Source organism: Pseudomonas sp. HMSC063H08 (assembly GCF_001813645.1).
Lineage (GTDB): Bacteria > Pseudomonadota > Gammaproteobacteria > Pseudomonadales > Pseudomonadaceae > Pseudomonas > Pseudomonas aeruginosa.
Genome location: NZ_KV813593.1, coordinates 124,208 through 143,812 on the forward strand (window position 1 = coordinate 124,208; position 19,605 = coordinate 143,812).

17 protein-coding genes and 2 pseudogenes are annotated in these 19,605 nt (G+C 67.2%); 8 read left to right on the plus strand and 11 right to left on the minus strand.

Annotation, left to right across the window (positions count from 1 at the left end; genetic code table 11):
- Positions 1 to 213: pseudogene (locus HMPREF2924_RS27805) on the minus strand (aromatic amino acid transporter AroP); the annotation flags it as partial.
- Positions 214 to 510: 297 nt separating this feature from the next.
- Positions 511 to 1,584, minus strand: a complete 1,074-nt coding sequence (gene hppD, locus HMPREF2924_RS27810) for a 4-hydroxyphenylpyruvate dioxygenase (protein WP_003134288.1) — start codon at positions 1,582 to 1,584, stop codon at positions 511 to 513.
- A 321-nt stretch (positions 1,585 to 1,905) separates the two neighbouring features.
- On the opposite strand from hppD, the gene HMPREF2924_RS27815 reads away from it, so the two are divergent.
- The 3 genes from HMPREF2924_RS27815 (at position 1,906) to HMPREF2924_RS27825 (ending at position 3,936) form a co-directional block, all read left to right on the plus strand.
- The gene (locus HMPREF2924_RS27815) at positions 1,906 to 2,694 is read left to right on the plus strand and encodes an AraC family transcriptional regulator (RefSeq protein ID WP_003117130.1); all 789 of its coding nucleotides are present in this window, start codon (positions 1,906 to 1,908) and stop codon (positions 2,692 to 2,694) included.
- 83 nt (positions 2,695 to 2,777) lie between these two features.
- The gene (locus HMPREF2924_RS27820) at positions 2,778 to 2,951 is read left to right on the plus strand and encodes a DUF1427 family protein (RefSeq protein ID WP_003109411.1); all 174 of its coding nucleotides are present in this window, start codon (positions 2,778 to 2,780) and stop codon (positions 2,949 to 2,951) included.
- Positions 2,952 to 2,976: 25 nt separating this feature from the next.
- Positions 2,977 to 3,936: a quinone oxidoreductase family protein gene (locus HMPREF2924_RS27825; protein WP_003134289.1), complete on the plus strand. Its 960-nt coding sequence runs from the start codon at positions 2,977 to 2,979 to the stop codon at positions 3,934 to 3,936.
- A 50-nt stretch (positions 3,937 to 3,986) separates the two neighbouring features.
- Here the strand turns inward: HMPREF2924_RS27825 and HMPREF2924_RS27830 are convergent, their stop codons facing one another.
- The 7 genes and pseudogenes from HMPREF2924_RS27830 to HMPREF2924_RS27860 form a co-directional block, all read right to left on the minus strand.
- Positions 3,987 to 4,769 (minus strand): iron-containing redox enzyme family protein, encoded by a 783-nt coding sequence (locus HMPREF2924_RS27830; RefSeq protein WP_003085869.1) that lies wholly within the window; start codon positions 4,767 to 4,769, stop codon positions 3,987 to 3,989.
- A gap of 74 nt (positions 4,770 to 4,843) precedes the next feature.
- Positions 4,844 to 7,301 (minus strand): annotated as a pseudogene (locus HMPREF2924_RS27835) (EAL domain-containing protein).
- A 294-nt stretch (positions 7,302 to 7,595) separates the two neighbouring features.
- Positions 7,596 to 9,386, minus strand: coding sequence for an ABC transporter ATP-binding protein (locus HMPREF2924_RS27840; protein WP_003134292.1), 1,791 nt, complete (start codon positions 9,384 to 9,386; stop codon positions 7,596 to 7,598).
- On the minus strand, positions 9,379 to 9,981 hold the full coding sequence (locus HMPREF2924_RS27845) for a DsbA family protein (RefSeq protein WP_023980573.1): 603 nt from the start codon (positions 9,979 to 9,981) through the stop codon (positions 9,379 to 9,381). Before HMPREF2924_RS27845 ends, HMPREF2924_RS27840 begins: the two co-directional genes overlap by 8 nt.
- A 39-nt stretch (positions 9,982 to 10,020) precedes the next feature.
- A complete protein-coding gene (locus tag HMPREF2924_RS27850) occupies positions 10,021 to 10,959 on the minus strand; it encodes an oxygen-dependent tRNA uridine(34) hydroxylase TrhO (protein WP_003109414.1) in 939 nt (312 codons plus the stop codon).
- A 164-nt stretch (positions 10,960 to 11,123) separates the two neighbouring features.
- Positions 11,124 to 11,429 (minus strand): BolA family protein, encoded by a 306-nt coding sequence (locus HMPREF2924_RS27855; protein ID WP_003109415.1) that lies wholly within the window; start codon positions 11,427 to 11,429, stop codon positions 11,124 to 11,126.
- A 13-nt stretch (positions 11,430 to 11,442) separates the two neighbouring features.
- A complete protein-coding gene (locus tag HMPREF2924_RS27860; RefSeq protein ID WP_003120754.1) occupies positions 11,443 to 11,991 on the minus strand; it encodes a DUF2059 domain-containing protein in 549 nt (182 codons plus the stop codon).
- Between the two features lie 167 nt (positions 11,992 to 12,158).
- On the opposite strand from HMPREF2924_RS27860, the gene HMPREF2924_RS27865 reads away from it, so the two are divergent.
- The 5 genes from HMPREF2924_RS27865 to HMPREF2924_RS27885 all read left to right on the plus strand — a co-directional run bounded on the left by HMPREF2924_RS27865 (position 12,159) and on the right by HMPREF2924_RS27885 (position 17,905).
- Positions 12,159 to 13,178, plus strand: coding sequence for a DUF2804 domain-containing protein (locus HMPREF2924_RS27865; protein ID WP_003109416.1), 1,020 nt, complete (start codon positions 12,159 to 12,161; stop codon positions 13,176 to 13,178).
- Between the two features lie 128 nt (positions 13,179 to 13,306).
- Positions 13,307 to 14,701: a class II fumarate hydratase gene (locus HMPREF2924_RS27870; protein ID WP_003134305.1), complete on the plus strand. Its 1,395-nt coding sequence runs from the start codon at positions 13,307 to 13,309 to the stop codon at positions 14,699 to 14,701.
- Complete coding sequence (locus HMPREF2924_RS27875; protein ID WP_003134308.1) at positions 14,694 to 15,317, plus strand: NAD(P)H-dependent oxidoreductase; 624 nt, start codon at positions 14,694 to 14,696, stop codon at positions 15,315 to 15,317. Before HMPREF2924_RS27870 ends, HMPREF2924_RS27875 begins: the two co-directional genes overlap by 8 nt.
- Positions 15,318 to 15,596: 279 nt before the next feature.
- Complete coding sequence (cbpD, locus tag HMPREF2924_RS27880; protein WP_003109418.1) at positions 15,597 to 16,766, plus strand: chitin-binding protein CbpD; 1,170 nt, start codon at positions 15,597 to 15,599, stop codon at positions 16,764 to 16,766.
- 176 nt (positions 16,767 to 16,942) lie between these two features.
- Entirely contained in the window at positions 16,943 to 17,905 is a 963-nt protein-coding gene (locus HMPREF2924_RS27885) for a threonine dehydratase (RefSeq protein ID WP_003134311.1), read from the plus strand.
- Between the two features lie 10 nt (positions 17,906 to 17,915).
- Here the strand turns inward: HMPREF2924_RS27885 and HMPREF2924_RS27890 are convergent, their stop codons facing one another.
- Together HMPREF2924_RS27890 and trxB are read right to left on the minus strand one after the other, a co-directional pair.
- Positions 17,916 to 18,335, minus strand: coding sequence for an MAPEG family protein (locus HMPREF2924_RS27890; protein WP_003085846.1), 420 nt, complete (start codon positions 18,333 to 18,335; stop codon positions 17,916 to 17,918).
- A 253-nt stretch (positions 18,336 to 18,588) separates the two neighbouring features.
- Positions 18,589 to 19,539, minus strand: a complete 951-nt coding sequence (trxB, locus tag HMPREF2924_RS27895; protein WP_003134313.1) for a thioredoxin-disulfide reductase — start codon at positions 19,537 to 19,539, stop codon at positions 18,589 to 18,591.
- Positions 19,540 to 19,605 lie beyond the last annotated feature (66 nt).

The following is a 19,605-nucleotide window of genomic DNA, read 5'->3' on the forward strand; positions in this document are numbered from 1 at the left end:
GACGATCATCTCGCCGAGCTGGCGCATGATCATGAAAGCGATGAAGCCGGCGATGGCGTAGCCGAGGATCATCGACGGGCCCGCCGACTTGAGCACCCCGGCCGAGCCGAGGAACAGGCCGGTGCCGATGGCGCCGCCGAGGGCGATCAACTGGATGTGACGATTCTTCAGGCCGCGCTTGAGCTCGCCCGAATGCGGATGTTGGCCGTCCATTGAGTTATCTCACGCAAGTGGAAATTTATTGTTGTCGGAGGCGAAACGGGGCCGTGCGGCTCAGGCGGCAGGCGCACGGCGGGCGCCATGCGGGGCGCGTGGCGGCGGGCGGTCGGCTGGGCGAAGGAAGGACTCACGGATCATGCGTCACCTGTTTGTTGTTGTACGTGACGTGAATGGGCCGCCAGGCTCGTGGCTCGGCGGTGCGGGCAAGGCTGGCGCGATCGGCGCCGCTGGAACGGAAACGCGGAGCGCAAGGAAAACCGCCAGCCCCGGAACAGGCTGGCGGCAGCGGGATCAGATCACGCCGCGGCGAATCTGATCTTCCTCGATGGACTCGAACAGGGCCTTGAAATTGCCCTCGCCGAAACCCTGGTTGCCCTTGCGCTGGATGATCTCGAAGAAGATCGGGCCGATCACCGTGTCGGTGAAGATCTGCAGCAGGATGCCGTCGTCGCCCGGGGCGCCGTCGATCAGCAGGTTCAGTTCGCGCAGTTGCTCGAGCGGCTCGCCATGCCCGGCGACGCGGGTGTCGACCTTCTCGTAGTAGGTGTCCGGGGTCGACATGAACTTCACGCCGTTGGCGCGCAGCTTGCGCACGGTGGCATAGATGTCGTCGGTGGTCAGGGCGATGTGCTGGATGCCTTCGCCGTGGTATTCGCGGATGAATTCCTCGATCTGCGAGGTATCGTCGGCCGACTCGTTGATCGGGATGCGGATCTTCCCGCAAGGCGCGGTCATGGCGCGGGAGAACAGGCCGGTGAGCTTGCCTTCGATGTCGAAGTAGCGAATCTCGCGGAAGTTGGCGATGCGCTCGTAGAAGCCGGACCAGACGTCCATCTGGCCGCGCTTGACGTTGTGGGTCAGGTGGTCGATGTAGGTCAGGCCGACCGAGTTGTCGTTGGCGCTGCGGCCTTCGATGAACTCGAAGTCGACGTCATAGATGCTGCGGTCGCCGTAGCGGTCGACAAGATACAGCAGCGAACCGCCGATGCCTTCCAGGGAAGGGATGTTCAGCTCGCCGAAGTTGGCGTGGCTGCCCACCAGCTTGGCGCCCTGGGATTCGGCGTAGGCGGCGGCCTGGGAAGCGTTCTTCACCCGGAAGGCCATGGCGCAGGCGCTCGGGCCGTGCTTGAGGGCGAATTCATGGACATGCCCGGTCGGGCTGCCGTTGAGCACGATGTTGATATCGTTCTGCTGGAACAGGAAGACTTCCTTGGAACGATGCTTAGCGGTTTCGGTGAAGCCCATCATGTTGAACAGCTGGCGCAGCTGCTCGATGCCCTTGGCGTCGGGGGCGGTGAACTCGACGAATTCGAATCCGTCGGTACCGATGGGATTGTGCTGTTCGATCTTGGCCACGGCGTTCATCCGGCCTCCTCGTTGTTCTTGTTGAATGGACCGCCGCCGGTCCAGGCGGCCGGCGACATGGGAGATGCCTTCATCTCACCCCGTGGCGGCGCGGCGGACAAGCCGTCGGCAGGGCCCGGCGCAGGGCCTGGCGCAGGGTTTCTGGCAACTATTCCTTACGCGCCGGCGGCATGCATGGCGAACGCCCGGTCTTCGTAAAATTATCTTTACAGTGCGGTGCGAAAAGCTGCCAGCAGCGCTGTCACGGCTGCGCTGAAAGCCGGCGCTGCATGATCGGCGTCAAGCGGTTAACCTGCGTCTTTCCTCCGCGACGGCATTCCCATGGCACGACCCGCCCCACCCGACCTGAGCGACAGTCGCCGGCCCCTGCGCGGCGTCGCCCGCAGCTATCCTGCCGGGCACCGCGTCGATGCCCACGAGCACGCCTGGGGCCAGGTGCTCTATGCGGTGTCCGGGATGATGTGGCTGGAGACGCCCGACGAGGCCCTGCCGGTCCCGCCGCAACGGGCGGTCTGGTTGCCACCGGGCCTGCGCCATGCGGTGCGGGTCGCCTCCGAGTTGCAGATGCGCAACATCTACCTGAGCCCGGAACTCTCCCGCGGCCTGGAGGACCGCACCCTGGTGCTGGTGGTCGGCCCGCTGCTGCGCGAGCTGATCGTCAGCCTGGTGGAGCAGGAACGACAGAGCGACCCCCACTACTATGGGGCGCTGGCCGATCTCGCCGTGCTCGAACTCGGTCGCGCGCGCCGTTCCAGCCTCCGCGTACCGCTGCCGGACGCCTCCGACAGGCGCCTGCTCGCGCTGTGCCAGGCGGTGATGGCCAATCCCTCCCTGGACATCGGCCTGGAGCGCCTGGCCGAAGACGCCGGGGCCAGCGTGCGGACCCTCTCGCGCCTGTTCCAGCGCAGCCTGGGTATGGGCTTCGCCGACTGGCGGCGGCAGGTGCAGCTGGCGACCGCCGCCGCCGCACTGATCGATGGCCGTCCGGTGGCAGGCATCGCCCATGCCCTGGGATATACGCCGAGCGCCTTCAGCGACATGTTCCGCCGCGAGCTGGGCGTCTCTCCCACCGAGTACAGGGCCGAGCATCACCAACCGTTCCAGCCTTGACCGGTATTCGATAGCGATTGGCCGATAGATGTTTTTTCGGCCAACTAGACTGGCACCATCGTTCACCGTCCCTGTCAGCCGCCATGAACTACCTGATCTCCCTCGGCATCGGCCTGCTGGTCGGCCTGCTCTACGCCGTACTCGACTTCCGCTCGCCGGCGCCACCCGCCATCGCCCTGGTCGGCCTGCTTGGCATGCAGCTCGGCGAACAGCTTTTCCCCCTTGGCCGCGACCTGCTGCAGCAGTGGCTGCACTGATCGCCGCGACGACACGGAGCCCCCGATGAAAGCACTGCAATTCGACCGTACCGGCGACCTCGCCGCCCTCAAGCTGGTGGACATGCCCGATCCGCTTCCCGCCGCCGATGAGGTGCGGGTGGAAATCCGCGCCGCCGGGCTGAATCCGAGCGACGTGAAGAACGTCCTCGGCCGCTTCCCCTATACCACCCTGCCCCGGGTACCGGGCCGCGACTTCGCCGGGGTGGTGGTGGAGGGACCGAAGGCCCTGCTCGGCCAGGCGGTCTGGGGCACCGGGCGGGAGCCAGGATTCTTCCGCGACGGCAGCCACGCGCAGTTCCTGACCCTGCCGGCCGCCGGCGTCGCGCTCAAGCCGGAAAGCCTGAGCTTCGCCCAGGCCGCCAGTTGCGGGGTGCCCTACAGCACCGCCTGGGACGCCCTGCAACGCAGCCAGGTCAAGGCCGGCACCCGGCTCCTGGTAATCGGCGCCAGCGGCGCGGTCGGCAAGGCCGCGCTGGCGCTGGCCAAGGCCCTGGGGGCCGAAGCGATCGGCGCGGTGCGGCGCGAGGAGCAACGCCAGGCGCTGGAAGCGCAGGGCATCGCCGCGCTGCTGCTGGGCGAGCCGGCCGAACTGGCAGCACAGGTGGAAGGGATCTTCCCCGGCGGTGCCGAGGTGATCTTCGATACGACCGGTTTCTGGCTCGAGGCGGCGGTCCCGGCGCTGGCCGCCTTCGGTCGCCTGGCGATCATCGCCGCACCGGCCGACGGCCATGTGCGCCTACCCGCATTGAACCTGTACCGCCGCGGTGGCTCGGTGGTGGGGATCAACTCGCTGCTCTATGGCGTGGAAGCCTGCGCAGGCTTCCTCGACGCCTTCGGCAAGCTGTTCGACCAGGGCCGCCTGCCGCTGCCGGACGGGCTGCGGGAAGTCCCGCTGGAGCAGGGCGTTGAGCAGTACCGGGCAGTGAACGAAGGCACCTGCGAGAAGATCATCCTGGTGCCTTGAGGACCAGCGGAATCCCGGCAGAACACGCCGGGATTCCGCTGCGCGCAAGACTACTCCGCGCCGACCGCGAGCTTGCGGGCGCTGCGCGCCTCCTCCAGCTGCATGCAGCGCTCGAGGAACAGGTACATGTAGTCGTAGCTCTTGCAGATCGCGTCGCGCAGTTGCCGGCGCAGCTCGGCGCTGGGATTGGTGCCGGCCAGGGTGCAGATGATCTCCAGCGCCTCCCAGGGGTGGGCATCGTCGTACTGGGCGTGGAGCTTGAGCCACTTCATGGCGCGCTTGCGGCCTTCCTTGGGGAAGGCGTTTTCGTAGACGCCGTTCGAACAGACCAGCGCCGACCACTCGCCAGTGACGCCTTCGATGGCGTAGTTGGTGGCGGCCATGGCCACCGGCAGTGAGTCGCTGGCGCAGGTGTGCCAGCACCAGTGGCTGAGCGCGTGCAGTTCGGCCGGCACGTCTTGCGCCTGGATCTCGGCCAGGCTCACGCCGTGGGCCTCGGCCCAGTGCAGCCAGTAGTCGGCGTGGTTGAGTTCGACCCGAATATTGCGCATCAGCCAGCGGCGCGCCATGTCTTCGCCGGGATGGCGGGCGAAACGGGTCTTCAGCAGGTTCTGCGACATGTACAAGGGGAACTGCTCGACCACCGGCCAGCCGCCGATCAGGTACAGGCGCATCAGCGCCGGGCTCAGCTCGGCGTCGCGCATGCGCCGGTACAGCTCGTGGCCGGAAACCCGGTCCTTGCTCGCCTGGCAGTCGACGATCAGTTGCTGCGCCCACTGCGGATAGCTTCCCGCCTCCTGCAAGGGGCCCGTACGGTCAAAGAACTCGCTCACACCCGTCTCCCTTCTCTTCTTCTCGGCAACGGCCTCATAGCAGCGAAACTACTCTTTCTTCGCTCCGCGGTCACCTACCGGAGGTTCTGTCCGAGGCTCGGCCACAGGCCCTGGGCATCCAGCCCTGCGCCCGGAGGCTGGCGACTGAACGGCAGGGGCGCGCCGATGGCCAGGCCCTGGGCATAGTCGATGCCGATCTCGCGCAGCGCCTCCATCACTTCGACGGTCTCGACGAACTCGGCGATGGTACGTTTGCCCATCACGTGGCCGATATGGTTGATCACCTGGACCATGGCGCGATCGATGGGATCCTCGAGCATGTCCTTGACGAAGCTGCCATCGATCTTCAGGTAATCCACCGGCAGGTGCTTGAGGTAGATGAAGGACGACATGCCGGCGCAGAAATCGTCCAGGGAGAAACGACAACCGGTGTCCTTGAGCTCGTTGATGAAGCGGATGGCGCTGGCCAGGTTGGCAACCGCCACGGTTTCGGTGACCTCGAAGCAGATCGTCTGCGGCGGAATGCGGTAACGGGCGAACAGCTCGGTGAGGAACTGCAGGAACGACTCGTCGCCGATGGTCGCGCCGGAGAGGTTGATGGCGCAGGTGCCGATCGGCTCGGCGCGAGGGTCCTGGGCGCGCTCGACGAGGGTGCGGAAGGCATTCTCCACCACCCAGCGGTCGATCAGCGTCATCAGGCCATAGCGCTCGGCGGCGGGTATGAAGCTCAGCGGCGGCACCAGGCGCCCGCCCTCGTCGCGCAGGCGCAGCAGCAGTTCGACGTGCAAGCCCTCCTCCGCGCCTTCGCCCAGCGGCACGATGGGCTGGGCATAGAGGCTGAAGCGGTCTTCCTCCAGCGCCAGGTGGATGCGCTGGACCCAGGTCATCTCGCCGAAGCGCATCGACAGTTCGACGTCGTCCTGATGGAACACCTGGACCCGATTGCGCCCCTTTTCCTTGGCCATGTAGCAGGCCATGTCGGCGGAGCGCAGTGCCTCCTCGAGGGTCGAGATACCCGGCAGCAGGTGCACCAGGCCGACGCTGACGGTGCAGTTGAACGGCTGCCCGCTCCAGGTGAAGTGCAGGTCCTGGACCGTCTTGCGCAGATGGTCGGCGATCTCCACGGCTTTTTCCGCCGGGCAGTTCTCCAGCAGGATGCCGAACTCGTCGCCGCCCAGCCGCGCCAGCGTGTCGCCCTCGCGCAAGCCTTGTTGCAGCAGGGTGCAGACCTGGCGCAGCAGTTCGTCGCCGGCGGCGTGGCCGCAGGTGTCGTTGACCAGCTTGAACTGGTCCAGGTCGAGGAACATCAGGGCGTGCCGCCCGCTGTTGCGCTCCAGGCGTTCCAGCGCTATCTGCAGGCGATACTCGAACTCGCGGCGGTTGGTCAGCCCGGTCAACGCATCGTGGGTCGCCTGCCAGGACAGGCGCGCCATATACTGGCGCTCGCGGGTCATGTCGTGAAGCACCAGGACCACCCCGGTGATCTCGCCGCCGCGATGGATCGGCGCGCCCACCAGGGTCACCGGCACGCTGCTGCCGTCGTGGCGCAGGACCAGCTTGGAATGCTCGCGGCCGCCGTCGATCTCGCCGCTGAGGATCTGCTCGATCAGCAGCATGCCCTCCTCCCGCGAGCTTTCGTCGACGATCCGGAACAGCGACGCCAGGGGCAGGCCGCGGGCCTTGTCCAGCGTCCAGTTGGTCATCTGCTCGGCGGCCGGGTTGAGGTAGGAAATGCCCCCCTGGGTGTCGGCGGTGATCACTCCGTCGCCGATCGAGGCCAGGGTGATCTGGGCCCGTTCGCGCTCGGCATCGAGGGCGTTCTCCACTTCCTGGCGCTGCATCAGTTGTTGCCGGGTACGCAGGAACGCCAGGAGGATGAGCACGCTGGCGGTGGTCAGGTTGGCCACCAGCAGCAGCCTGAGCAAGGCCCGCGAGCCCTCGCCGAGGGCGTCGCTGAAGGCCTTGGCCGCCGGCGTGACCTTCTCGTTGATCGCGTGGATCTCGGTCTTCCACTGTTGCACCTGCTCGGCACTGGCCTGCCCGGTGCCGATGCCCGCGCGCATCTTGCCGGCGACGTCGATCAGTTCCATGACGTACTTGTCGCCCACCAGCCACAGCTCGATGGCGCGCTCGAAGTAACTGAAGTCGTGGAAGTTGCGGTACAGCCAGATGATCGCGGTAACGTCGTCGGCATGGTTGCCGCCCTTGAGGATGCCCTGGCGGGCCGCCTCGATGTCCGGGTCGGGCTGGTCCAGGGCAAGGCGCATCTCGCGGTCGCCGAGGGGGATCGCGATGGCCTCCTCGTAGCGGCGGAAGTCTTCGTCGGCGCGTGAGTCGGCTATAGAGGGTGAGATAGTAGATGGCATCCTTCTGGCCCTTCGACCAGAGGCTTTCGCCGCCGACATAGCTGCGCACCGCGGAGAGGACGTAGAGACTGCCGCCCGCCAGCATGGCCTGCAACAGCACCACGACGATGAAGGGCCATACCAGGCCGAGCAGGCGGGGCTTGTCGAGAGTCCGGTTCTGCCTCATTCCATCTACCATTCAAACTGGCGCTAAGCGATCGGGTGCCGTCTCCGTCACCCCTGACTGCATCACCTGTCGGCCGCTCAAGATCCCGTCGCAGAACTCCCGAGGCCTTGCCTGCCGGCAGCCACGACGCTGGAGGAGGCGGACACCCGGCAAACAGTAGGAGTCTAGTGGCTGTTTGCCGAACCTGCCCTGCACCTGGCGGAACAGACAGCGTTTTTTATTGCCGCAGCCAATAAAAACCGGATGTCTTATATGGAATATACGAGAAAAACCGCCAGGCGACAGCCTGGCGCCTCACATCTGTTGCAGATGTCCGTAGAGCCGGGCGTAGAGGCCGCCTTCGGCGATCAGTTGCTGGTGGTCGCCGTCTTCGGCGATATGCCCGCCATCGAAGACCAGGACCCGGTCGGCCTGCTTCACCGCCGACAGCCGATGAGCCACGATCAATGTGGTGCGGCCTTCGAGGAAGTCGCCGAGCGCCTGGTGCAGGGCGTACTCGGTAGCGGCGTCGAGGGCCGAGGTGGCCTCGTCGAGGATCACCACCCTGGGCTCGGCGAGGATCATCCGGGCGATCGCCAGGCGCTGCCGCTGACCGCCCGACAGGCGCACCCCGGAACGCCCGACCACGGTGTCCAGCCCCTGCGGCAGGCGCCGCACGCCGTCGGCCAACTGGGCGATCTCCAAAGCCCGCCAGCAGGCCTGGTCGCTGCGTTCGCGGCCCATGGTCAGGTTGGCCCGCACGCTGTCGTTGAACAGCGCCGGATGCTGGAGAACCACCGCGACATGTTCGCGCACGCAGTCCAGGCCGATTTCCTCCAGGGGCACCCCGCCGTAGCGGATGCTGCCGCGCTGCGCACTGTAGAGGCCGAGTAGCAGTTGCACCAGCGTGCTCTTGCCGCCGCCGCTGGCGCCGACCAGGGCAACCTTCTCGCCGGCGCCGATGTTCAGGTCCAACTGCTCCAGGACCTTGTCCTCGCCGTAGGCGAAATCCAGCCCGCGCACCTCGATGCCAACGGTCGTGCGGCCGGCGAACGGATCGCGCAGCGGCGGGTAGCGCGGCTCGTCGGCCCGCGCCAGCAACTCGTTGATCCGCTGCAACGCGCCGCCAGCGGCGTAGTAGGCGTATTGCAGGCCGAGCAGCTGTTCGACCGGACCGATCATGAACCAGAGGTAGCTGAACACCGCGAGCATCTGGCCGATCGACAGGTCCGAGAGCAGCACGGTAAGCATCGCCGCGGCGCGGAACACATCGATGCCGAACTGGAACAGCAGGCCGCTGGCGCGCCCGGCGGCGTCGCTTTTCCATTGCGAGGCCACAGCGTAGTCGCGGACTTCCTGGGCGCGATGGCCGAGGCGGCCGAGGAAATAGCCCTGGCGATTGCCGGCGCGGACTTCCTGGATCGCCTCGAGGGTCTCGGTGAGCGCCTGGGTGAAGCGCGCGGTGCTGTCGTTCTCGAGCTTCTTGAGGTGCTTGACGCGCTTGCCCAGTTGTACCGTAGACCAGATCACCAGAGGGTTGAACAGCAGGATCAGCAAGGCCAGCTGCCAGTGCATCCAGACCAGGATCGCGGCGGTGCCGAGCAGCGTCAGCAAGGCGACCAGGAAGCGGCTGAGGGTTTCCCCGACGAACTTGTCCAGGGTGTCCAGGTCGGTCACCAGGTGGGCGCTGATCGAACCGCCGCCGAGGGTTTCGTATTCGCCCAGGGCGATATGCCGGAGGCGCTCGATCAGACGCAGGCGGATGCGGTAGACGATGTCCTTGGACAGCCGCGCGAACAGCTTCGCCTGGAGCACGTTGAACACCAGCGCCGCCCCCCGCAACAGGAGGGTCGCCGCCAGCATCAGGCCGATGTAGCCGAACGCCACCTGCCAGTCGGCGGGCAACAGGCGGTCCATGAAACGCAGCGCGCCGTCGCCCTTGCCGAGCAGCACTTCGTCCACCAGCAACGGCAGCAGCAAGGGGATCGGCACGGTGCAGAGGGTGGCCAGCACCGCCACCAGGTTGGCGAGCAACAGGGCTTTCTTGTGGCGCAGTGCGAGTCGACGAATCTCCGCCCAGCTCAGGCGGTCTCCGCGCTCACTCATGCCGGCCCCGTTCCAGCCAGCGGCCGAGCAAGGGTGAAAGTTCGGCAAGCGGCTGGTAGCCGTTGGTGAGCAACGCCAGTTGGCCGTTGCGCTCGGCCAGCAGGGTCGGGAACCCGGCGATGCCAAGATCCTGGACCCAGGCGAAATCGGCGGCGGTGGCGTCACGCGCCTCGCCGCTGTCGAAGACCGCGGCGAACTCGATGCGTGGAATTCCCACCGCTTCCGCCAGGTCGGCGAGCACCGCCGCCTGGGTGACATCGCGACCCTCGGCGTAGAACGCCCGCTGGATCGCCCTCACCAGCGGCCAGGCGCTTTCCTCGTCGAGGCTGCGCGCCGCCACCAGGGCCCGGCAGGCCGGCTCGGTGTCATAGACGAAGCCTTCGGGCAACGCGTCGTCGAAGCGGAACGGCTGGCCGGTGGTCTGCTGCACGGTCTGCCAGTGGCCGAGGATGTAGCCGCGGGTATTCGGGTCGAGCGCCGCGCCGTGGCCGGCGCGCAGGCCACCGGCTACCAGGTGAAAAGCGACGCCGTCGGCGGCCGCCTGCCGGGACAGCGCCTCGGCGACCGGGGCGAAGCCCCAGCACCAGGAGCACATGGGGTCCATCACGTACAGCAGGCGGGCCTTGGCCAAGGTTCAGTTCTCCAGCGTGGACTGGCGCGGATCGCGACCGAGCGGGTGCGGCTGGTTGCGCTGCCGCGCCAGTTCGATCTGTTTCTGCCGCTCGCGGGCGCCGGCGCGGGTCTTCTCGCTCAGCGAGTCCCAGCAGTGCGGACAGCTGATGCCGGGCACGTAGTGCTCGGACTGGCGGTCCTCCAGCGAGACCGGGTTGCGGCAGGCGTGGCACTGATCGTACTCGCCCTCGCTAAGATCGTGGCGCACGGTCACGCGGTTGTCGAATACGAAGCAGTCGCCGCGCCACAGGCTCTGTTCCTGCGGCACCTCTTCGAGGTACTTGAGGATGCCGCCCCTGAGGTGGAAGACCTCCTCGAAACCGGCGCCGAGCATGTAGCTGGAAGCCTTCTCGCAGCGGATGCCGCCGGTGCAGAACATCGCCACCTTCTTGTGCCGCGCCGGGTCGTAGTGGGCCTTGATGTACTCGGGGAACTCGCGGAACGACCTGGTCTTCGGATCGACCGCGCCCTCGAAGGTGCCGATCGCCACCTCGTAGTCGTTGCGGGTATCGATCAGCAGGACTTCCGGATCGCTGATCAGGGCATTCCAGTCCTTCGCCTCGACATACTGGCCGACCTGCTTGTTCGGATCGACGCCAGGCACGCCGAGGGTGACGATTTCCTTCTTCAGCTTGACCTTGGTGCGGTAGAACGGCTGTTCGTCGCAGTAGGATTCCTTGTGCTCGATATCGGCCAGCCGGGGATCGCTGCGCAGCCAGGCGAACAGCGCATCGATGCCTTCGCGGCTACCGGAGACGGTGCCGTTGATGCCTTCCTCGGCCAGCAGCAAGGTGCCTTTCACACCGTTGTCGAGCAGGGTTTGCAGCAGGGGTTCACGCAGCGCCACGTAATCGTCGAGAGTCACGAACTTGTACAGCGCCGCCACGACGATGGATGTCATGGGGATATAGCCTCCAGGTGGTCGCCCGCGTAAAGGGCGGACCGGAACGAAAAGCGCCAGCCGCTGGCGCCATGGAAACGACAACGCCGGCGGAAGGCCGGCGCTGGGTGCGTAGTCTAGCGCAGCAGGGGCAGGCTCTGCACCCCGCCGCGACGGACGCCGTCTCAGGGTATGTCGTGCTTGCTCCCGCCGCGGCAGGTCGGCGAGGACGGCACCGCAGCCTGGCTCCACTCCTCAGGGGTGAAGGTATGCAGCGCCAGGGCGTGGAACTCGCCCATCAACCCACCGAGGGTGGCATATACCTTCTGGTGCCGCTTCACCGCGTTCAACCCGGCGAACTGCGGGCTGACCAGCACCACCTTGAAGTGGGTCTCCAGCCCGCGGCTGTGCATGTGGCTCTCGTCGAGCACCTCGACGTGTTGCGGATCGAGGGGCTGCAGGGCGGTCTGGATACGGTCACGCATGCTCATCGCGAATCACAACTCACTTTTTCTTCTGGGCCGGCGCGGCGACGCCGAGTTCCTTGTCCATGTCGGCCATCAGCTTGTTCACCGGCTCGACGGCGCCTTGCAGCTTGGCCTGGGTCAGTTGGGCGGATTCGGCGGTCAGGCGCGGCATCTTCTCCAGCACCTTCTTGCCCAGCGGCGACTGGTAGAAGGCATTCAGGTCCTTCAGCTCGGACTCGGTGAAGTTGGTGGTGTAGAGCTTGATCAGCTCGGGCTTGATCTTGTCCCAGCCGATGGCGCGGTCCAGTTCGGCATTGGCCTTGGCCTGGTAACGCTCGAGAACCGCCTTCTTGCTCTCCGGCGCCTTGGCCTGGGCGAAGCGCTGGGCCAGCATCTGCTGCACCTGGGCATAGACCGGGACCGTCAGCTTGTCGGCATGGACCAGCTTGAGGAATTGCTCGGCCTGGCTGGCGGAATCGGCCATGGCCATGGAGCTGAGGCTGAGCAGCACGGCGCTGCCGATGAGGCGAAGACGGGTCATGGAAAATCCTTGAGGTTGGGTAGATGTGTCCGTGGGACCCGACATTCTGCGCCTAAGTTCGAAATCCGCTCAAGCGCGGCGCCGAATATCGGGAGAATCCTATCCGGCGCCCGCCCGCTCCATGCCGTCTACTATCAGTTCTGTAGTGGGTACTTGCCGCCTTCCTTCCGCAGCCGGCATGCTTGCGTCAGCCTGTCACATGGATGTGTTAGATGAACGGAACCGCCGCCGATACCCTCGCCGTATCGCCCCCGCCCCTGCGCAACCTCTGCGACAGCCACGGCCGGCTCGATCCCCGGGCGGTCGGCTGGTCCGCCCGGCCGCGGGTGCTCTGCCACATCCCCGGCCACTTCGGCCGGCGCAAGCGCTGGAACCACTGGTGCATCGTCAGCCCCGGCTGGATGCTCTCGCTGACCATCGCCGACCTCGACTACCTGACCTACGGCGCCGCCTATTTCCTCGACCTGGACAGCGGCCAGGCGGTAGCGCACACGCAGATCCGCTTCTTCGGCCTCGGCTGCCAGTTGCCCGACGAGCCGCAGGCCAGCCATGCCTTCGAGCATCCCCGCCTGCAATTGCGCTTCGACGAACAGCCCGGGCGCCTGCGCGTCACCGGCCAGGCCCCGGACCTCGGCGGCCTGCCGCTGGAGCTGGCGCTGGAAGTGCGACGACCGTCGCACCTGGAGTCGGTGAACCTGGTGGTGCCGATGGGCGAACACACCTTCCATGCCTGTAGCCGCCAGCTCGGCCTGCCGATCAGCGGCTGCCTGCAACTCGGCCGCCGGCGCTACGACTGCCAGGCGGGCCAGAGCTTCGCCGCGCTGGACTTCGGCCGCGGCGTCTGGCCGCTGCATACCTACTGGACCCGCGCCGCCTTCGCCGCCCCCGGCGGCATCGCCGGCAACTTCGGCACCGGCTGGACCGAAGCCAGCGACCTGCGCGAGAACGCCCTGTGGTTCGGCGGCAAGCTCAGCCGCGTGCTCGACGACGTGCACATCCGCGAGCCTCGCGACCCGCTGGCCGAATGGCGCCTGGACAGCGCCTGCGGTCGCGTCGAGCTGCTCTTCCGTCCCGAACAGCTGCACCAGGCGCGGCCCAGCGTCGGCCTGTTCTATGCCAATACCCGCCAGTGGTTCGGCCGTTTCAACGGCACCCTGCGCCACGACGACGGCGACTGCGTGCCGGTGGACGGCGCCCTCGGCTGGATCGGTTCGACCCGCGCGCGCTGGTGACGCCGGCGGCGGGCAATCTATTTCCGACCCGCAGCGCGGCGAAAAATGCCCACGAGGAAGCGACGGCAGCGGAACCCAAGGCGGGAGCGAAGGCCTAAACTGCCGGATACGCACCCTGGAGAACACTCATGAGCCGGACCGAAACCGATAGCCTGGGCACCATCGAGGTGCCCGACGACGCCTACTGGGGCGCCCAGACCCAGCGCTCGCTGGAGAACTTCGCCATCGGCGGCCAGCGCATGCCGCTCGCCGTGATCCACGCCCTGGCGCTGATCAAGAAAGCCGCCGCGCGGGTCAACGACCACCTCGGCGAACTGCCGCCGGAAGTCGCCCGGTTGATCGAACAGGCCGCCGACGAGGTCCTCGCAGGCCGCCACGACGAACACTTCCCGCTGGTGGTCTGGCAGACCGGCAGCGGCACCCAGACCAACATGAACGTCAACGAGGTGATCGCCGGCCGCGCCAACGAACTGGCCGGCAATCCGCGCGGCGGCAAGTCGCCGGTGCATCCCAACGACCACGTCAACCGCGCGCAGAGTTCCAACGACAGCTTCCCCACCGCCATGCACATCGCCGCCGCCAAGACCGTGCACGAACAATTGCTGCCGGCCATCGCCGAGCTTTCCGGCGGTCTCGCCGAACAGTCGGCGCGGCACGCCAGCCTGGTCAAGACCGGGCGCACCCACCTGATGGACGCCACGCCGATCACCTTCGGCCAGGAACTCTCGGCCTTCGTCGCCCAGCTCGACTACGCCGAGCGCGCCATCCGCGCGGCGCTGCCGGCGGTCTACCAGTTGGCCCAGGGCGGCACCGCGGTGGGCACCGGGCTCAACGCGCCGAAGGGCTTCGCCGACGCCATCGCCGCGGAAATCGCCGCCGAATCGGGCCTGCCCTTCGTCGCCGCGCCGAACAAGTTCGCCGCCCTGGCCGGCCACGAGCCGCTGGTCATCCTCTCCGGCGCCCTGAAGAGCCTGGCGGTGGCCCTGATGAAGATCGCCAACGACCTGCGCCTGCTCGGCTCAGGCCCACGCGCCGGCTTCGCCGAGGTGAAGCTGCCGGCCAACGAGCCGGGCAGCTCGATCATGCCCGGCAAGGTCAACCCGACCCAGTGCGAGGCGCTGTCGATGCTGGCCTGCCAGGTCATGGGCAACGACAGCACGATTTCCTTCGCCGCCAGCCAGGGCCATCTGCAACTCAACGTGTTCAAGCCGGTGATCGTCTACAACCTGCTGGAGTCCATCCGCCTGCTCGCCGACGGCTGCCGCAACTTCAACAAGCATTGCGTCGCCGGCCTGGAGCCGGACGCCCAGCGCATGGCCGACCTGCTGGAGCGCGGCCTGATGCTGGTCACCGCACTGAACCCGCACATCGGCTACGACAAGGCCGCCGAAATCGCCAAGAAGGCCTACGCCGAAGGCACCACCCTGCGCGCCGCGGCGCTGCAGCTGGGCTACCTGGACGAAGCGCAGTTCGACGAATGGGTACGGCCGGAGCAGATGCTGGAGGCCGGCCACCATGGTTGAAACCGCCAAGACCGGCGCCACCCCGCTGGAAGGCGACGGCAAGCGCATCCTGCTGCTCGTCGGCTCGCCCAAGCGCAAGAGCTTCTGCCACCTGCTCGCCGAATGCTACGCCCAGGGCGCGCGCAGCAAGGATCACGTGGTGCGCGAACTGAAGCTGGGCGAACTAGCCTTCGACCCGATCCTCCACGAAGGCTACGAACAGAGCCAGGTGCTCGAACCCGACCTGCTGGAAGCGCAGCGGCAGATCCACTGGGCCGAGCACCTGGTGTTCGTCTACCCGGTCTGGTGGGGCGGCCTGCCGGCGCTGCTGCAGGGCTTCTTCGACCGCGCCCTGCAGCCGGGCTTCGCCTTCCGCTACCGCGGCACCCAGGACAAGGACTGGGAGCAACTGCTGGGCGGGCGCAGCGCCGACCTGCTGGTCTGCCACGACCAGCCGCTGTCGCGGCTGCGCTTCCTCAAGGGCCCGCCGGCGCACCGGCAGATGGTGCGCAGCGTGCTCGGCGCCTGTGGCATCGCCACCCGCCGCCTGGAAGAGTTCGCGCCGATGCGCAGTTCCAGCGAGGAACAGCGCCAGGGCTGGCTGCGTCGCGCCGAACAGCTCGGCAGCCAGGTCTAGTTCCCTTCCCGCCCGGCTGCGGCCGGGCGCGGACACTGATCGTTCTGACAGGTCCGCCACCTTCCCGCCGGCTTCCCTTCCCCGCCCCCATGGCGGCCCTTTGCCTGCCTCTACCGGCTCACAGTGCGGGTGCCGACCGCTTTGCATTCCGCGACATCCATCAGGAATGGGTAGCGAATCTGACCGGCCCGTCACATTTGGTAGGGACCTCAAACCGGCACCGAGGGCTAGGATCAGCCCGCTTCGAAATGAATCCGGTTCTGGAAAAAAGGACTTGTCATGAAACACTACTCAGCCACCCTGGCACTCCTGCCACTCACCCTCGCCCTGTTCCTGCCCCAGGCAGCCCATGCCCACGGCTCGATGGAAACGCCGCCCAGTCGGGTCTACGGCTGCTTCCTCGAAGGTCCGGAGAATCCCAAGTCGGCCGCCTGCAAGGCCGCCGTCGCCGCCGGCGGCACCCAGGCGCTGTACGACTGGAATGGCGTCAACCAGGGCAACGCCAACGGCAACCACCAGGCGGTGGTCCCCGACGGCCAGCTCTGCGGCGCCGGCAAGGCACTGTTCAAGGGCCTGAACCTGGCTCGCAGCGACTGGCCCAGCACTGCCATTGCGCCGGACGCCAGCGGCAACTTCCAGTTCGTCTACAAGGCCAGCGCGCCGCACGCGACCCGCTACTTCGACTTCTACATCACCAAGGACGGCTACAACCCCGAGAAGCCGCTGGCCTGGAGCGACCTGGAACCCGCGCCGTTCTGCTCGATCACCAGCGTCAAGCTGGAGAACGGCACCTACCGGATGAACTGCCCGCTGCCCCAGGGCAAGACCGGCAAGCATGTGATCTATAACGTCTGGCAGCGCTCGGACAGCCCGGAAGCCTTCTACGCCTGCATCGACGTGAGCTTCAGCGGCGCCGTCGCCAACCCCTGGCAAGCGCTGGGCAACCTGCGCGCGCAGCAGGACCTGCCGGCCGGTGCTACCGTCACCCTGCGTCTGTTCGATGCCCAGGGCCGCGACGCCCAGCGTCACAGCCTGACCCTGGCCCAGGGCAACAACGGTGCCAAGCAATGGCCGCTGGCGCTGGCGCAGAAGGTCAACCAGGACTCCACCCTGGTCAACGTCGGCGTGCTGGATGCCTACGGGGCGGTCAGCCCGGTGGCCAGCTCGCAGGACAACCAGGTCTACGTGCGCCAGGCCGGCTACCGCTTCCAGGTCGACATCGAACTGCCGGTCGAGGGCGGCGGCGAGCAGCCGGGCGGCGACGGCAAGGTCGACTTCGACTATCCGCAAGGCCTGCAGCAATACGACGCCGGGACCGTAGTGCGCGGTGCCGATGGCAAGCGCTACCAGTGCAAGCCCTACCCGAACTCCGGCTGGTGCAAGGGCTGGGACCTCTACTACGCCCCGGGCAAGGGCATGGCCTGGCAGGACGCCTGGACCCTGCTGTAACGCCCTCGACTGCCGCCCGCTCCGGGCGGCAGTCGTTTTCGCCGCCAGGCACCCGCCGCGAGACGGCGAATCCGCGCAACGGTACAGTCCCCCGGCGAAACCCTGGCTACGTGTGCCTGTTCAATCTGCCGTGCGCTCCCTAGGCTGGTCCGACCACCAGCACGGGGAAACCACGCATGCCTTTTTCTCTCGCCTCCCTCCAACAAGCCGCCGCCATCGTCCACCAGAGCCTGCCGCCGACGCCGCAGATACGCTGGCCACTGCTATGCGAGGCACTGGGTTGCGAAGTGTGGATGAAGCACGAGAACCACCTGCCGGTGGGGGCCTTCAAGCTGCGCGGCGGCCTGGTGTATTTCCACCACCTGGCGCACCAGGATGAGCGGCCGGCCGGCGTGATCAGCGCCACCCGCGGCAACCACGGCCAGTCGGTGGCCTTCTCGGCGAGCCGCTACGGCATCCAGCCGATCATCGTCGTGCCGCACGGCAACAGCCGCGAGAAGAACGCGGCGATGCGCAGCCTCGGCGCGGAGCTGATCGAGCATGGCGAGGACTTCCAGGCCTCCCGCGAATACGCCGCCGAGCGCGCCCGGCACGAAGGCCTGCACCTGATTCCGGCGTTCCATCCCTGGCTGGTGGCCGGGGTCGCCAGCTACAGCCTGGAGTTGTTCGCCGCGCTGGCCGACCTTGACGAAGTCTACGTGCCGATCGGTATGGGTTCGGGCATCTGCGGCCTGATCGCCGCGCGCGACGCGCTGGGCCTGAAGACCCGCATCGTCGGCGTGGTGTCCGCCCATGCGCCGGCCTACGCCCTGTCGTTCGAGGCCGGCACGGCGATCAGCCACCCGGTCGACACCCGCCTGGCCGACGGCATGGCGTGCAGTACGCCGGACCCGAGCGCGCTGGAAATGATCCTGGCCGGCGCCGATCGCCTGGTGCGGGTCAGCGACAGGGAGATCGGCGCGGCCATGCGCCTGTGCTTCACCAGCACCCACAACGTCGCCGAGGGCGCCGGGGTGGCGGCGCTGGCCGCCGCCTGGCAGGAGCGCGAGCGCCTGAAGGGGCTGAAGGTAGGCCTGATCCTCAGCGGAGCGAACGTCGACCGCGAGGTATTCGCCGAGCAACTGGCCGCCGGCGACTGAGCCGGCGCCGCTAGGCCAGCCCCGCGAGGAGCAGCAGCCACCAGGCGAGCACCAGCAACTGCACGAAGAAGCCGGCGAAACGCAGCCAGACGAACAGCGCGGAGGTGCTGACCAGGTGCATCAGCGACTGGAACAGCCGGGCGCCGAGCACCAGTGGCGCCAACGGGTCGGTCAGGCTGCTCTGCCCGCTGGCGATCGCGTAGAGCAGCGCGCCGGCCAGCAGCGGCAGGTTCTCCACGCAGTTGGCATGGACTCGCACCAGCCGCTGGCCGAAACCGCCAGGCGTGTTGCTGCCATCGGCGGCGAAGGCGTTCACCGCCATCCGCCCGCCGAGTACCAGCAGGCCGCGCTGGCTGACCAGCAGGAAGACCAGCAACAGGGTCCAGGCGATCAGGCCGAGCAGGCAGATCGCGCTAGGGCTGAGAAACATGGATGACGCTCCTTCTATTGTCTTGTCGTGGGAAGGATGAAGCGTCTGGATTCTAGGCCGGCTAGAGCAATTGCTCTATTCGCAGTCCGCCGTCCTTAAGTCGTGTTCTGCCGGTACGCCGCTCGGCCCCGATGTCCGCCGTCGGCGGATGCGTAACCGGACGACCCACTGCCCGCGGCTTTCCGAACGGACAAAGAAAAGCCCCGCCGAAGCGGGGCCTTCCTTGCACGCAGCACTCAGGGCTGTCTTCTCATCAGAGCGAATCGAGATAGCGCTCCACATCCAGCGCGGCCATGCAGCCGGCGCCGGCCGAGGTGATCGCCTGGCGGTAGACGTGGTCGGCCACGTCGCCGGCGGCGAACACACCCGGTACGTTGGTCGCGGTGGCGTTGCCTTCGCGCCCGCCGTTGACCACCAGGTAGCCGTCCTTCAGGGCCAGTTGCCCTTCGAACAGCGAGGTATTGGGAGTATGGCCGATGGCGACGAACATGCCATCCACGGCGATCTCCTCGCTGCCACCATCGCGGTTCTTCAGGCGCACTCCGGTGACGCCCATCGTGTCGCCAAGCACCTCATCGACCTCGGCGTTGAGCTTGAGCACTATCTTGCCTTCGGCGACCCGCGCCTGCAGCTTGTCCTGGAGGATCTTCTCGGCGCGGAAGGTCTCGCGACGATGCACCAGGGTCACCCGGCTGGCGATGTTGGCCAGGTACAGGGCCTCTTCGACAGCGGTATTGCCGCCGCCGATCACCGCCACTTCGCGGTTGCGGTAGAAGAAACCGTCGCAGGTGGCGCAGGCCGACACGCCCTTGCCCATGAACGCCTGCTCCGACGGCAACCCCAGGTAGCGCGCGCTGGCACCGGTGGCGACGATCAGTGCGTCGCAGGTGTAGGTGCCATTGTCGCCGCGCAGGGTGAACGGCTTGCCGGCCAGGTCCACGGCATGGATGTGGTCGAAGACGATCTCGGTCTCGAAGCGCTCGGCGTGCTCCTGCATCCGCTGCATCAGTGCCGGGCCGGTCAGGCCGTGGGGATCGCCCGGCCAGTTGTCGACCTCGGTGGTGGTGGTCAACTGGCCACCGGCCTGCATGCCGGTGATCAGCAGCGGCTTGAGGTTGGCGCGCGCGGCGTAGACAGCCGCGCTGTAACCGGCGGGACCGGAACCGAGAATGATCACTCGGGCGTGGCGGAGGGTATCGGGCATCTCGTCGGACTCCTGCCGACATCAGCGTCGGCGCGAATAAAAACGGGGCCACCAAAGCACATGGGG